Origin of the sequence: Plantactinospora sp. B24E8 (genome assembly GCF_039871735.1) — a bacterium.
GTDB lineage: Bacteria > Actinomycetota > Actinomycetes > Mycobacteriales > Micromonosporaceae > Plantactinospora.
Genome location: NZ_JBDPMH010000026.1, coordinates 51762 through 66294, shown reverse-complemented (window position 1 = coordinate 66294; position 14533 = coordinate 51762). Strand labels below are relative to the sequence as shown.

Below are 14533 nucleotides of genomic sequence, written 5' to 3'. Positions count from 1 at the left end.
AGCGTGACGGCGAAGCCTAAGAACACGATGAAAGGTTGCCGCCCTCCGGGGCGACTGCCGGGACGCGTACCGTGAACAGCGCACCACCGGCCTCCGAACGGCCGGCCGTCACTGTGCCGTGGTGGAGTTCCACCGTCTGCGCCACGATCGCGAGGCCGAGGCCGGAGCCGGGCATCGCCCGCGCCGCCGCGGCGCGGTAGAACCGTTCGAAGACGCGGGGCAGATCCGCCTCGTCGATACCGGGGCCGGCATCCGCGACCGTCAGCTCCGCCCATGGGCCGGACGCCGGCACGCCGCCGTCGCCCCCGACCTGCGCGAGCCGCAGCCGCACCCGTACCGGTGCGGACGGCGGGCTCCACTTGGCCGCGTTGTCCAGCAGGTTGGCGATCATCCGCTCCAGCGCCGACGGCCGCCCTTCGACCGGGACCGGCGCCAGGTCGGTTTCGAAGGTCACCGCCGGCCAGCGTCGTCCGATGCGCTGCCGGGCCTGGTCCACCAGATCTCCCAGGAGCACCGGTTCGACCGGCTCGGCGCTGTCCTCGTGGCGAGCAAGCTCCACCAACTCGGCCACCAGGTGGGCCAGCTCGCCCGTCTGCGTGTTCAGGTCGCGTAGCAGCGCGGCGCGGTCTGCGGCCGGCAGGCCCGGTCCGACACCCGCCTGCTCCTCGACCCGGATCAGCAACTCGATGTTGGCCCGCAGGCTCGTCAACGGTGTCCGCAGCTCGTGGCCCGCGTCCTCCACCAGCAACCGTTGCGCGGTCCGGGAGGCCTGCAGGGCGGCGAGCATGCCGTTGAACGCTTCGGCCAACCGGCTGACCTCGTCGCGGCCTTCCACCATGATCCGGCCCTGCAGGTCGTTGGTGATCGCAACGTGCTCGACGGCGCGGGTGAGCCGGTGCACGGGGGCCAGACCGGTACGCGCCACCACGAAACCGGACATCGCGGCGACCGCGATGCCGCCGACGCTCACCGCCAGAAGGACCAGACCGATTCGCCGCAGCGGCTCCTCCACACTCTCGGTACGCTCCGCGACCTGCACGGCGCCCCCACCGTGTTCGGCCGGCCGGGTGAACATCCGATACTCCTCGCCCGCGACCCGGACGGTCTCGTACGCGCTGTCCCGCTCACCGTGGACCACCGCCAGCGCACCGCTGGTGGCCGGAAGGGCCGTCCCGTCGGTTCTCCGGACCGGCCGGCCGGCGCTGTCGAGCAGTTGCACCATCGGCCCGATGTCCCGGTCCCGATCGTGGTCGTCACCGCCTGCCCAGCCGGCGGGCCGTTCGGCGACGGTGTGGGCGTCGGCCCGGAGCTGCTGGTCGAGTTGGTGGCGGAGCTGTGCCCCTACCACGAGGAAGACCGTTGCCGACACGGTGACCACCGTGACCGCCACGGCGGTCGCGGCGATCAGGGTGATCCGGGAACGCAGCGACAAGCGCCGCCAGCCCGGCCGCGGTAACCATCCGCGCGGGCTCGCCGGCACAGCTGCTCGGCGTCCGCGCCCCGACTTCCACCTGCGGCCGCGACGGGCAAGGGAAGGTTGAGAAGGGTTCACTGTGCGGTTCGCAACACGTAGCCCACGCCACGGACGGTCTGCAGCAGCCGCGGCTCGCCACCGGCCTCCAGCTTGCGCCGCAGGTAGCCCACGTAGACGTCCAGACTGTTCGAGGTCACATCGACGTCGTATCCCCAGACGTGGGCGAAGAGCACCGCCCGGGTGAGCACCTGGCGGGGATGCCGCAGGAACGCCTCCAGAATCGCGAACTCCGTACGGGTGAGCTGAATCAGCCGTTCGTTCCGACGTACCTCCCGGGTGAGCGGGTCCAGCCACAGGTCGGCGTACCGCATCGGGCTGTCCTGCCCCGCACCGCCCCCGGCCGTCGGTACGCGGCGCAGCAGCGCCCGGAGCCGGGCCAGCAACTCCGCCGAGGCGAAGGGTTTGACCAGGTAGTCGTCGGCGCCGGCGTCCAGCCCGGCGACCCGGTCTCCGACGCCCTCGCGTGCGGTCAGCATCAGCACCGGCACCTGGATCCCCTCCTTCCGTAACGTCCGACACACCGCAACGCCGTCGAGACCGGGCAGGGCGACGTCAAGGACCAACAGATCGGGCTCCCGTGCCCGCACCTCGCGCAACGCCGCGGTGCCGTCGCCAGCGACGCCAACCGTATACCCCTCAAACCGCAACAGACGAGACAATGCGTCCCGTACCGCCGCCTCGTCGTCAACGACCAGAATCCGCACCCGCTGCCCTCCTCCCGACCACGGCGCATCCGTCATATCCGAGGCGGATGAAAGCCGGCTGAGAGTTCCGCAGGCGTCGCGACAGGCGCCCGAGGCGGGGTGGTCACTCCACGCCGGGCAGGAATCCGTCGGCGGCGAGCAGCTCCACGCTCGTCTCGGTCGGCGCGGCCTGGCCGTTGCGACCCGGCCCGGCGGGGCGCACGGTGGTGGCAGCCGTCGTCGGGGCGGCTCCGGGTCGGACCGGCCGGTACCGGGACAACCAGGTGACCAGGTCCTCCGCCGGCATCGGCCGGGCGTAGAACCAGCCCTGCGCGACGTCGCAGCCGGCCGCGTGCAGCAGCCGCCAGGTCCGCTCGTCCTCCACCCCCTCGGCGACGACCCGCAGCCCGAGCGCACCGGCCAACTCGATCACCGACCGGACGATCGCCGCGTCGTCGGCGTCGGTCACCATGCCGAGGACAAACGACCGGTCGACCTTCACCTCGGCCAGCGGAAGCCGACGCAGGTGCTGCATCGACGAGTACCCGGTGCCGAAGTCGTCGAGGGCGATCGCCACCCCGATCCGGTGCAGCCGGGAGATGGTGGCCAGCACCCGACGGGGGTCGGCCATCAACGCGCCCTCGGTCATCTCCAGTTGCAGCCGGGACGGCGGCAGGTCGTACCGGGCGAGGCCCTCGGCGATCTGGTCGGCGATCTCCCCGGTGTGCAGGTCGCGGACGCTGACGTTGACCGCGGCCCGCAGGTTGATGCCGGCGGCGGACCACTTGGCGAGCTGCTCCAGGACGTCGTCGACCACCCGCCGGGTCAGCAGCCGCATCACCGCGCTCTGCTCGGCGACCCGGATCAGCTCCTCCGGGTCGACCATCCCGCGCCGGGGATGCCGCCAGCGCAGCAGCGCCTCCACCCCCACCACCTCGCCGGTGTCGATCTCGATCTGCGGCTGGTAGTAGAGGGTGATGTCGCCGACGTCGGAGGCGGCACCGGCGTCGTCGCCCCGTCCGTCGCTGTCGGGGTCGGCCCCGGCGACCGCGGCGGCCGAGGTTCCGCCGGTTCCGCCGGCCCGGGTGCCGGCCGTACCCGCCCCGCCGGTCTCCAACACCCGACGCAGATCGGCGAGCAGGCTGAGCCGCTCGGCCGAGTTGTGGTCGGACTCGGCGACGTAGACCGCGACCGGGTCACCCCGGTGCTTCGCCTCGTACATGGCGACGTCCGCGTGCCGCATCAGGGTGGCGAAGTCGGCACCGTGCTCCGGATAGAGCGCGATGCCGATCGAGCCGCCGACGTCGAGCGGCAGCCCGTCCAGCGGGACCGGCTCGGCCAGTGCCCCCACCACCCGGTCGGCGAGCCGGCGGGCGTCGTCGACGTCGTCCAGCCGGGTAGCCACGATCGCGAACTCGTCGCCGCCGAGCCGGGCGATGACGTCCTGGGGGCGTACCACGGGGGTGAGGCGTCGGGTCACCTCGACCAGCAGCCGGTCGCCGACGGCGTGGCCGAGCGCGTCGTTGACGTGTTTGAACCGGTCGAGGTCGAGCAGCAGCAGGGCCAGCCGGCGCCCGCCCGGGGCGTCCTTGCCGGCCAGTTCGGCGTGCGCCGCGACCTGGGCGGTCACCTCGTCCAACAGGGCTTTCCGGTTCGCCAACCCGGTCAGCGGGTCGAGTCGGGCCAACTGCTCCCGCTCGGCGGAGAGCCGGGCCATCCGGGAGACCGCGTAGAGCGGCACCACCAGCATCGGGATGAGCGCCGCGCTGGACCGGGCCGCCGCGACCAGCAGCGGGCTGAGCAGCAGCAGAGAGCCGGTGGCGAGCAGTTCGAAGCCGAGTCCCTGGCGTACCCGGCTCCACCACCGGCCGCCGAACCGCAGCCGGATCGCGCTGGCGACGAGCCCGTGGTTGACGGCCAGCCAGGCGGTCCCGGCCCCGACGACGAACACCACGTCGAGCAAGCGCAACTGTTCCGTCGTGCCGGGTCGGTGTCCGGGGGTGAGCCGGAGGACCAGGTCGGCGGCGGCCAGGGCGCAGGCGTACTGGGCGATGTTGAAGACGGTCCGCCAGACGGCGTACCGCATCCGGAGCCCGGAGACGACGACGGCGGCGGCCTGCACCCCGATCGCCGGGCCGAGCCCCCACTCCAGGGTGATCGCGAAGGTGAAACAGATCGACGGGAAGACAGCAAGGTTCTGCCGTGCGGCGTGTGGACTGAACGGACGGGCGTCGAAGGCGACGGCGAGGGCGGCCATCAGCCAGAACCCGACCGGCAGCCGGGTCAGCTGCGCGGGCAGGGCGGCGATCGGCGCGACGCTGACCAGCACGGCCAACGCGACCACGGTCCCGACGAACCCGAAAAAGGGTGCCGTCCGACCAGGAGGGACGGAGTTCCGCAGCGCGGCGGCCTCCATGGGACCTCCCGAGCCTCTCGGTCCAGGCGCGCGGCCGGCTGCCGCGCGGTGCGCCTCCCATGAAACGCCCTGACCCGGTCCGCGTGGGGGGCGACAGACGCGAATCGGGTCTAGTCGTGACTAACTTGAAATACGCCGCATCTCAACCGTCGACTTTGTTAACTCAGAGCTGATCCGTCAATCACTAATTGTCACCAACGACAACCCTACCCGCCGCTTCCGGTCCCTCCTCGAGCAGCGTCCGGAAGCCCGCCTCGTCGAGGATAGGTACCTTCAACGCCACCGCCTTCTCCGCCTTGGAGCCGGGGTTCTCCCCGACCACCACAAAGCTGGTCTTCTTCGACACCGAGCCGCTGACCCTGCCGCCCCGGGCCTGCACCTCCTCCGCCGCCCGGTCCCGCGAGTACGCCGACAGGGTGCCGGTCACCACCACCGTCACCCCCTCCAACGGCCGCGGCCCGGACTCGACCCGCTCCTCGGCCATCCGTACCCCGGCATCGGCCCACTTGGCCAGCACCTCCCGGTGCCAGTCGACGGCCAGCCACTCCCGAAGGCTCTCCGCGATCGTCGGACCGACACCCTCCACCGCGGACAGTTCCTCCTCGCTGGCCGCCTCGATCGCGGCCACCGAACCGAACTCCCGGGCCAACGCCTGGGCGGCGGTCGGACCCACGTGCCGGATCGACAGCGCCACCAGCACCCGCCAGAGCGGCCGCTGCTTCGCCTCGGCGAGGCTGTTCAGCATCTTGCCGGCGTTCGTGCTCAGCGTGCCGTCCTTCTTGACAAAAAACGGCACCTCGGCGAGCCGTCCCTCGTCCAGGTCGAACAGGTCCCCCTCGTCGGCGACCACCCCGGAGTCGAGCAGCGCGACCGTCGCCTTCTCGCCCAGCACCTCCACGTCCAGCCCGTCCCGGCTGCCGAGGTGGACGATCCGCTCCCGCACCTGGGCCGGGCAGGTACGGGAGTTCGGGCAGCGGATGTCGACGTCGCTCTCCTTCGCCGGGGCGAGCGCCGTACCGCAGGACGGGCAGCGGGTCGGCATCTCGAACCGCCGGGCGTCGGCCGGACGCAGCTCCACCACCGGCCCGAGCACCTCGGGGATCACGTCGCCCGCCTTGCGGATCACCACCGTGTCGCCGATCAGCACCCCCTTGCGCTCCACCTCACGCGCGTTGTGCAGGGTGGCCAGCGCGACCGTGGAGCCGGCCACCCGGACCGGTTCGAGCACCGCGAACGGGGTCACCCGGCCGGTACGCCCCACGTTCACGTCGATGTCGAGCAGCCGGGTGTTGACCTCCTCCGGCGGGTACTTGAAGGCGATCGCCCAGCGGGGCGCCCGGCTCGTCGACCCGAGCCGACCCTGGATCGCCACCTCGTCGACCTTCACCACCACACCGTCGATCTCGTGCTCGACGTCGTGCCGGTGCGTCGCGTAGTGGTCGACGTACGCCCGGATGCCGGCCAGGTCCGGCACCACCCGCCAGCGCTCGCTGGTCGGCAGCCCCCAGGCCCGCATCGTCGCGTACGCCTCGGACTGCGTCGCCGGCCGGAAGCCGTCCCGGGCGCCCAGCCCGTGGACGACCATCCGCAGCGGCCGGCTCGCGGTGATCCGGGGATCCTTCTGCCGCAGGCTGCCGGCCGCCGCGTTGCGGGGGTTGGCGAACGGCGCCCTGCCCTGCTCGACGAGCCCCGCGTTCAGGTCGGCGAACGCCTCGACCGGAAAGTAGATCTCCCCCCGGACCTCCAACACCTCGGGCGCGGTCTCCGGGCCCTCGGCCAGCTGCTCCGGCACCTCCCGGATGGTCCGGACGTTGGCGGTGACGTCCTCCCCGGTCCGCCCGTCGCCCCGGGTCGCCGCCCGGACCAGCCGGCCGCGCTCGTAGGTCAGGTTGATCGCCAGGCCGTCCACCTTCAGCTCGCAGAGGTAGCCGACCGGGCCACCGGCGTCCCGCCCCACCCGCTCCACCCAGGCGGCCAGCTCGTCCTGGCTGAACGCGTTGTCCAGCGACATCATCCGCTCGGCGTGCGAGACCGGGGTGAAGAGCGTGGAAAAGGTCCCGCCGACCCGCTGGGTCGGCGAGTCCGGGGTACGCAGCGCCGGGTAGCGCTCCTCCAGCGCCTCCAACTCCCGCAGCAGAACGTCGAACTCCGCGTCCGGGATGGTCGGCGCGTCGAGGACGTAGTAGCGGTACTGGTGGTCGGTGATCTCCACGCTGAGCGTGTTGTGCCGCTCCCGCGCAGCGGCCGGCGGTTCCTCGCCGGCGGCCGCCACCGCCTCCGGGCTGACCTGCTGCGGGATGGCTTCCTCGGACACCCTCGACCTCCGTGATCGGCTACTGCCGCAACGGTAACCGGCGGGGCCGGTCCGGAGAGCGCCCCCGGTCGACAATCCGGGACCCGGGTCACCGGTCCGCCGGCCGGGCCCGGCCCGGCGGTCAGTCCCAGGCGGCGCCGAGGGTGGCGAGCTGGTCGGCGTACTCGATCCGGTCGCGCCAGCCGGCCGGCCAGGCCGCCATCCCGTACGCCGCACCGAGGAAGGCGCCGGTCAGACAGGCGATGGAGTCGGAGTCGCCGGAGGTCGTGGCCGCCCGGGACAGCGCCGCCACCGGATCGTGGTGGTGCCGGACGGCGCAGAGCAGCGCCGTGGCCAGCGCCTCCTCGGCGATCCAGCCCTCCCCGGTGGCCCGGCACGGGTCACCGCCGTCGTCCGGTACGGCCAGCGCGGCGTCGAGCCGGTCCAGTACGGCGAGGCACTCGTCCCAGCCGCGGGTGATGAACTCGGCCGGCCCGTCGACAGCCGGCCGGTGCCACAGGTCGCCCAGCCAGTCGTGCTGGTAGACGGTGCGCTGGCTGACCGCTCGGGCGCGCAGCAAAACGGGCAGCTCGGTCAGCCCGGCGCCCTCGCGGAGCACCCGGACGGCGTACGCGGTCAGTTCGCTGGCAGCCAACCCGGTCGGATGCCCGTGGGTCAGCCCGGCCTGCAACTGGGCGACCCCGGCGAGGGTCTCCAGGTCGTAGCCGGACACCAGGCCGACCGGGGTGACCCGCATGTTCGCGCCACAGCCCTTGGAGCCGTCGATCGTCGCCTCCTGCCAGCGCAGTCCCTCGGCCAGCCCGCCACAGGCCCGCAGGCAGGTCATCCCCGGCGCGCGGTTGTTCTCCGGGCTGTGCGCCCAGGCGACAAACCGTTGGCGGAGCAGGAACGCCAGCCGCTCGGGGGTGGGTGCCGGGCCGGCGTCGTACAGCGCCCAGCCGACCGCCAGGCCCAGTTGTGTGTCGTCGGTGACTCGGGCCGGATCACCGGTCAGGTCGCGGGGACCGGTAGGGCCGTACCGCCGGATGATCTCGTCCAGCGGCAGGAACTCGGTCGGCGCACCCAGGGCGTCCCCGTAGGCCAGCCCGAAGAGGGACCCGGAGGCCCGTTGACCGACAGCGTCGGGTGAGGTCACCGCATGATCGTCCATGGCCGTCCATGGTCCGGCACCGGAGGGGTACGACACCAGCCGGTTCCGGCCGTGGACGGTGGCCCTCCAGGATGGATACCGGTGGAGCCGCTGCTCAGTCGTCCCAGCAGAGGCAGAACGGGTGGCCGGCCGGGTCGGCGTAGACCCGGAAACCGTCGCCCTCGCCCGGCAACCGGGTGGCACCGAGCTTCAGCACCTTCGCCTCGGCCTCCTCGACGTCCTCGACGGTGACGTCGAGGTGGAACTGCTGCGGCCGGTCCGGGTCGGGCCAGCGCGGCGCCCGCAGCCCACGCGCCCGTTGGAAGGCGAGCCGGGGCTGGCCGGGGCCGCCGCCGAGGACGACCCACTCGTCGTCTCCTCCGCCGTCGTACGTCAGCGGCAGGCCGAGCAGTTCGGCGTAGAAGCCGGCCAGGGCCCGGGTGTCCGGACAGTCGATCACCACGCTGCGCAGTTGTCCGATCATGTTTCTCATCCTGCCCAACCGGTGTGACAGCGCAAACCTCAGTCCTCGGCGAGCCGGCGTCCGGCGTCCCGGCAGGCGGTCAGCACCGCCCGGGCGTACGCCTCGGTGGCATTGGCGAGACCGCAGGCGGGGGTGACGACCACCTGCTCGGCGAGCCGGGCACGGGGGAAGCCGAGCCGGTCCCAGACCTGTCGTACCCGATCGGCGACCTGGGCCGACGACGGTGCCCGACCGGCCGGCGGGGGCAGCGTCGGCGCGGCGCCGGCGAACAGCCCGAGGCCCGCGTCGATCGCCTCGCCGAGCGGGTCGAGCCGGTTGCCGACGAGGGCGAGGTCGAGCGCGACGCCGACCGCCCCGGCGGACCGGAACAGCTCCAGCGGTACGTCCGGCGCGCAGCAGTGCACCACCACCGGCGCCTCGACGGCGGAGATGACGGTGCCGAGCAGTCCGGTCGCGGTCCCCGTCTCGACCGGCCGATACGCCCCGAGCCCGCTCTCGGTCGGGATCCGGCCGGCGAGCACGGCCGGCAGTGACGGCTCGTCGAGTTGCAGCAGCACCGTGGCCCGGGGCAGCCGTCGCCGTACCTGTGCCACGTGTTCCCGCAGGCCGTCGGCGAGCGAGCCGGTGAGGTCCCGGACGGCGCCCGGATCCCGGAGCAGCCAGCCGCCGACCGGCAGTTCGATCCCGGCCGCCAGGGTGAGCGGGCCGGCTGCCTGGATCTTGAACGTGCCGGTGAACTCGCCGGCCTGCTCGGTCATCTGGTCCAGGTCACGTTCCCACAGGTCGAGGGCGCGACGCAGGTCACGGCCCGGACGGCCGGCGATCCGCCAACGGCCGGCGTACAACTCGACCGGCAGGTCGACCAGCAGCGCGGCGCCCCGGCCGACCAGGTCGGCGCCGGGGCCCCGAGCGGGCAGCTCGGGCAGGTGGGGCAGGGCGAGTTCACCCAGCACGATCCGCTGTGCCTCGGTGATGTCGGTGCCCGGCATCGACCCGACTCCGGTCGCGGCCCCGGCCGGCCAGGGCCAGGTCGGTCCGGTCGTCCCGGTCGGTTCCGCCGTCTGCTGTTGATCGGTCACGTCGGCAGGTTATCCCGACGTCGGGCGTCAGCTCCGCGCCTCCCCGGCACGTTGCCGCGCTCTCCGGCGCCGGCCGTCAGCTCCGCTCCTCCTCGGCCGCCCGCCGCTCTGCTTCAAGCCGCTTGGCGTGAGGGCTGGGCAACAGGACGAGGAGAAGGGTCAGGGCCAGCAGTACGACGTCGACAACCAGGCCCACCGCCAGCGGCGGGAGTCGGACCAGACCGGGAGCGCCGGCCAGCAGGAGCACCAGTGTCCCGAGACCGCGCCAGGGCAGGTGCGCGTAGACGAGCAGGGCGAGCAGAACCCGCCCGACCAGGAACAACACCGCACCGCCGATGATCGCCGTCGACCAGGAGATCCGCACCTCGCCGAGCGGATGCATAATCATCAACTCGGCGCCGACCGCGGTGAGCACCGCGCCCGCGACCATGATCGCGTGGCAGTACGCCGCGTAGACCCCACCTCGGGCCTGGTTGCGTTCGATCGCACCGCCGAGCCGCCCACTGGACGGCACGAAGTACAGCCAGAGCAGCAGGCCGGCGTTGACGAAGACCACGGTCAAGGCCACCACCCGGAGCAGTCCCAGCCCTTCGCGGGTGTACGTCAACCCGCCGACCAGGATGACCTCGCCGAGCGCGACGATGAAAATCTGCCGGTACCGCTCGGACAGGTGCTCGCCGACCACCCGCAGTTGGGCCGCTGGCAGGCGCCCGAGCCCCGGCACCCGCCAGCCCTGGGTGGGGATGAAGTAGTCGATCAGGATCGCCACCAGCCAGAGTGCCAGTCGCACCGGACCGGTGAGAAAGCCGCCGAGCAGCCAGAGGATCCCGGAAAACCCGAACCAGACCGCGACCAGCACGCTGCGGCGCCGGATCGGGTGCTCCCGCACCGACAGCAGCAGCACGGCCCGACCAAAATGGATCCCGACGTACGCCCCGGCGAAGAGCAGCCCGTGCGGGCCGTACGCCTCGGGGATGGCTGCGGCCGCCAGGAGGCCGACGAACATCGCGCCGAGGACGAGTACCCGGATCCGTGGATGCTGGGGGTTGTACCAGTCGGTCGACCACGCGGTGGCGATCCAGATCCACCACATCGCGGCAAGCAGGATCGCCGTCTGCCCGGCGTTCCACCAGTCGAGGTCGTCGACCAACCGCCGGGAGAGCAGGGCGAACGAGACGATGAAGGCCAGGTCGAAGAAGAGTTCGAGGAAGGACGCCTGGCGGGAGTGCGCCTGCCGGCGGAGCAGCCGTTCCGAGCCCAACCGTTCGCCGCCCGACCGTGCCGGATCCGACCGTTCGTCGCCCAGCCGTTCCGATTCTGGCCGTTCCGGCCGGCGCTCCTTCGCCAATTCGTCCGCCTTGCCTGGTCTGCCCAGGTATTCGTACCACGCGTGGGCGGAGCGAGCAGCGACGAACAGGCATTTCCCCGTCACCGCGAGGGCGACGGACGCGGTCAGACGGTGTCGCTGATGGTCGCCGAGCCGAGCACCACGTCACCGGCGGGATCCGGTCGGTAGGCGACGATCGCCTGACCCGCCGCCACTCCCCGGACCGCACTGTGCAGCTCCGCCCGCAGCGACCCGGCGTCGACCCGGACCGTCGCCGGGACCACCTGGCCGTGCGCCCGCAACTGGACCAGGCAGTCGACCGGGTCGGTCGGCACCGGTCCGCCGGTCCAGACCGGCCGCTCGGCCCCGACGGTGGAGACCTCCAGCGCCTCGGCCGGCCCGACGGTCACCGTGTTGGTCTTCGGGGTGATCGAGAGCACGTACCGGGGACGGCCGTCCGGGGCGGGCACCCCGAGCGCGAGCCCCTTGCGCTGGCCGACCGTGTAGGCGTAGGCACCGGCGTGGGTGCCGACCACGGCACCGGTCCGGGCGTCGACGACGTCACCGGGGGCCTCGCCGAGCCGGTCGGCGAGGAAGCGCCGAGTGTCGCCGTCGGCGATGAAGCAGATGTCGTGCGAGTCGGGCTTGTCGGCCACGCCGAGGCCCCGCCGGGCCGCCTCCGCGCGTACCTCGGCCTTGGTCGAGTCGCCGAGCGGGAACATCGACCGGTCCAGCTGCTCGCGGGTCAGCACGGCCAGCACGTACGACTGGTCCTTGGCCTCGTCGACGCTGCGCCGCAGCAGCCCGTCCGGGCCGAGCCGGGCGTGGTGGCCGGTCACCACCGCGTCGAAGCCGAGCGCCACCGCCCGGTCCAGCACCGCGGCGAACTTGATCTTCTCGTTGCAGCGCAGGCACGGGTTCGGGGTACGACCCGCCGCGTACTCGGCGACGAAGGTCTCCACCACGTCGTCGTGGAACCGGTCGGCCATGTCCCAGACGTAGAACGGGATCCCGATCACGTCCGCGGCCCGCCGGGCGTCCCGGGAGTCCTCCAGCGTGCAACAGCCCCGGGCCCCGGTGCGGTACGTCTGCGGGTTACGGGACAGCGCAAGGTGCACGCCCGTCACGTCGTGCCCGGCCTCCACCGCCCGCGCGGCGGCGACCGCCGAGTCCACTCCGCCGGACATGGCTGCCAACACCCTCACCGGTCCACCTCCATCCCCCGAGGGTAGCCGGCCCCACCAGCGGGATATTCCCGGCGTCAGCTCCGGGCGGACCGGATCGCACCGGCCCGGCGGGCCCGCTCGACCGCGCCCGGCAGGGCGGCGACCAGCGCGTCGACATCTTCGGTCGTCGAGGTGTGGCCGAGCGAGAACCGCAGCGACGACCGGGCCCGGTCGTCGTCGGCCCCCAGCGCGAGCAGCACGTGCGAGGGTTGGGCCACCCCGGCCGAGCAGGCGGACCCGGTCGAGCAGGCGATTCCCTGCGCGTCGAGGAGGAGCAGCAGCGCGTCCCCCTCGCAGCCGGGGAAGGAGAAGTGGGCGTTGCCGGGCAGCCGGTCGTCGGGGGCCCCGTTGTAGACCGCTTCCGGTACCGCCTGCCGCACCCGGGCGACCAGGTCGTCGCGGAGCGCGGCGACCCGGGTGGCGTACTCCTGCTGGGTCTTGACCGCGGCCTCGACCGCGACGGCGAAGGCGACGATGCCGGGCGCGTCGAGGGTGCCGGAGCGGATGTCCCGCTCCTGCCCGCCGCCGTGCAGCACCGGGGTCGCGGCCACGTCCCGGCCCAGCAGCAGTGCGCCGACCCCGACCGGCCCGCCGAGCTTGTGCCCGGTGACGGTGAGTGCCGCCACCCCGCTGGCGGCGAAGTCGACCGGCACCTGGCCGACCGCCTGGACCGCGTCGGTGTGGAACGGGATGCCGTGCGCGGCGGCGACCTCGGCCAGCGCGGCGATCGGCTGGACCGTACCGACCTCGTTGTTCGCCCACATCGCCGAGACCAGGGTCACCTCGGCACCGTGTTCGTCGAGTACGGCGGCGAGTGTCTCCGGGGCGAGCCGACCGGTGCCGTCGACCGGCAGCCAGCTCGGGGTGGCGCCCTCGTGCCGGGCCAGCCACTCGACCGGGTCGAGCACCGCGTGGTGTTCGATGGCGCTGGCCACCACCCGGATCCGGGCCGGTTCGGCGGCCCGCCGCGCCCAGAAGATGCCCTTGACCGCGAGGTTGTCGCTCTCCGTGCCGCCGCCGGTGAAGATGACCTCGGAGGGCCGGGCACCCAGCACGGCGGCGACCCGCTCCCGGGACTCCTCGACCCGGCGGCGGGCCAACCGCCCGGCGGCGTGCAACGACGAGGGGTTGCCGACCTCGCGGGCGGTCGCGACGTACGCCTCCAGTGCCTCGTCGAGCATCGGAGTGGTCGCCGCGTGATCCAGGTATGTCATCGGGTCCAGCCTAGTGCCAGGTCCGGGCCGACCGGCTCGGCCGGGACCAGGAGATGGCGGCGCCGGTGCCCCGGACCGGTCGGACCACCGTCGGTGGTGGTCCGACCGGTTCCGCCGGAACCGCCGGCCCGGCACGGGTCACCGGCGCTTACGGATCTCCTCGGCGGTCTGTGGTACGACCTTGTGCAGGTCGCCGACCACGCCGAAATCGGCCAGTTCGAAGATCGGCGCCTCGGGGTCCTTGTTGACCGCGACGATCGTCTTCGAGGTCTGCATGCCGGCCCGGTGCTGGATGGCGCCGGAGATGCCGAGGGCGATGTAGAGCTGTGGGGAGACCGTCTTGCCGGTCTGCCCGACCTGGAACTGGTGCGGGTAGAAGCCCGAGTCGACCGCGGCCCGGGACGCGCCGACGGCACCGCCGAGCAGGTCGGCCAACTCCTCGACCAGCTTGAAGTTGTCCGCGTTGCCGACTCCGCGACCGCCGGAGACCACCACGGACGCCTCGGTCAGCTCCGGCCGGCTGCCCTTCTGCTCGGCCACCCGGTCGACCACCCGGACCAGCTTGTCGGCCTCGCCGAGCACCACGTCGAGCCGTTCGACGGCGGGCGTCGTCGGAGCGGAAGCCGGGGCCGGGGTGACCGAGTTGGGGCGCAGCGTCGCCAGCGGCAACCCCCGGGTGACCCGGGAGGTGACGATGGTCGAACCGGCGAAGACGACCTGGGTGGCGGTGCCCTCCGTGGTCAGTTCCGTCACGTCGGTGAGCAGGCCGTTGTCCAGCTTGACCGCGAGTCGGCCGGCGATCTCCTTGCCCTCCTGGCTGGAGGCGAGCAGTACGGCGGCCGGCTGTACCCGGCGGACCAGGTCGGCCAGCACGGTCGCCTTCGGTGCGACCAGGTGGCCGTCGATCTCCTCGTGCTCGGCCGCGTAGATCTTCTCCGCGCCGTACTCGCCGAGCGTGCCGGAGAGCGCGTCGACCGCGCCGGGGCCGCCGAGCACCACGGCGGACGGGCTGCCGAGCTGGCGGGCGAGGGTGAGCAGTTCGAGCGTGACCTTCTTGACGCCGAACTCCCGGGTGGCTTCGACGACGACAAGTACCTCAGGCATGGCCATTCCTCTCCTGTCTCTCC

Annotated in this window: 11 protein-coding genes; all 11 read right to left on the bottom strand. The window is 72.7% G+C overall.

The genetic code is table 11. The annotated features are described in order from the left end of the window. Positions 1–16: 16 nt before the first annotated feature. The 11 genes from ABGB21_RS27495 to ABGB21_RS27445 all read right to left on the bottom strand — a co-directional run bounded on the left by ABGB21_RS27495 (position 17) and on the right by ABGB21_RS27445 (position 14510). Positions 17–1432, bottom strand: a complete 1416-nt coding sequence (locus tag ABGB21_RS27495; RefSeq protein ID WP_347680227.1) for a HAMP domain-containing sensor histidine kinase — start codon at positions 1430–1432, stop codon at positions 17–19. A 116-nt stretch (positions 1433–1548) separates the two neighbouring features. Next, positions 1549–2238 (bottom strand): response regulator transcription factor, encoded by a 690-nt coding sequence (locus ABGB21_RS27490; RefSeq protein ID WP_347680225.1) that lies wholly within the window; start codon positions 2236–2238, stop codon positions 1549–1551. 103 nt (positions 2239–2341) lie between these two features. Then, entirely contained in the window at positions 2342–4633 is a 2292-nt protein-coding gene (locus ABGB21_RS27485) for an EAL domain-containing protein (RefSeq protein ID WP_347680223.1), read from the bottom strand. A 184-nt stretch (positions 4634–4817) separates the two neighbouring features. Further along, positions 4818–6947 (bottom strand): NAD-dependent DNA ligase LigA, encoded by a 2130-nt coding sequence (ligA, locus tag ABGB21_RS27480; RefSeq protein WP_347680221.1) that lies wholly within the window; start codon positions 6945–6947, stop codon positions 4818–4820. 121 nt (positions 6948–7068) lie between these two features. Continuing rightward, on the bottom strand, positions 7069–8097 hold the full coding sequence (locus ABGB21_RS27475) for an ADP-ribosylglycohydrolase family protein (protein ID WP_347680219.1): 1029 nt from the start codon (positions 8095–8097) through the stop codon (positions 7069–7071). A gap of 94 nt (positions 8098–8191) precedes the next feature. Then, the gene (locus ABGB21_RS27470) at positions 8192–8560 is read right to left on the bottom strand and encodes a VOC family protein (RefSeq protein WP_347680217.1); all 369 of its coding nucleotides are present in this window, start codon (positions 8558–8560) and stop codon (positions 8192–8194) included. Positions 8561–8598: 38 nt separating this feature from the next. Then, complete coding sequence (locus ABGB21_RS27465) at positions 8599–9639, bottom strand: methionine synthase (protein WP_347654670.1); 1041 nt, start codon at positions 9637–9639, stop codon at positions 8599–8601. Between the two features lie 76 nt (positions 9640–9715). Further along, a complete protein-coding gene (locus ABGB21_RS27460) occupies positions 9716–10987 on the bottom strand; it encodes a low temperature requirement protein A (protein ID WP_347680215.1) in 1272 nt (423 codons plus the stop codon). Positions 10988–11091: 104 nt separating this feature from the next. Beyond that, positions 11092–12171, bottom strand: a complete 1080-nt coding sequence (gene mnmA / locus ABGB21_RS27455) for a tRNA 2-thiouridine(34) synthase MnmA (protein ID WP_347654668.1) — start codon at positions 12169–12171, stop codon at positions 11092–11094. Between the two features lie 56 nt (positions 12172–12227). Continuing rightward, positions 12228–13406 carry a cysteine desulfurase family protein gene (locus ABGB21_RS27450; RefSeq protein ID WP_347654667.1) on the bottom strand — a complete coding sequence of 393 codons (1179 nt, stop codon included), beginning with the start codon at positions 13404–13406 and terminating at the stop codon, positions 12228–12230. 138 nt (positions 13407–13544) lie between these two features. Next, on the bottom strand, positions 13545–14510 hold the full coding sequence (locus ABGB21_RS27445) for an electron transfer flavoprotein subunit alpha/FixB family protein (protein ID WP_347654666.1): 966 nt from the start codon (positions 14508–14510) through the stop codon (positions 13545–13547). Positions 14511–14533 lie beyond the last annotated feature (23 nt).

Bases quoted from the DNA above. Each gene is read 5' to 3' on its own strand.
- ABGB21_RS27485 (WP_347680223.1), bottom strand. From the start codon at position 4,633: ATGGAGGCCGCCGCGCTGCGGAACTCCGTCCCTCCTGGTCGGACGGCA.
- ABGB21_RS27475 (WP_347680219.1), bottom strand. From the start codon at position 8,097: ATGGACGATCATGCGGTGACCTCACCCGACGCTGTCGGTCAACGGGCC.
- ABGB21_RS27470 (WP_347680217.1), bottom strand. From the start codon at position 8,560: ATGATCGGACAACTGCGCAGCGTGGTGATCGACTGTCCGGACACCCGG.
- ABGB21_RS27450 (WP_347654667.1), bottom strand. From the start codon at position 13,406: ATGACATACCTGGATCACGCGGCGACCACTCCGATGCTCGACGAGGCA.
- ABGB21_RS27445 (WP_347654666.1), bottom strand. From the start codon at position 14,510: ATGCCTGAGGTACTTGTCGTCGTCGAAGCCACCCGGGAGTTCGGCGTC.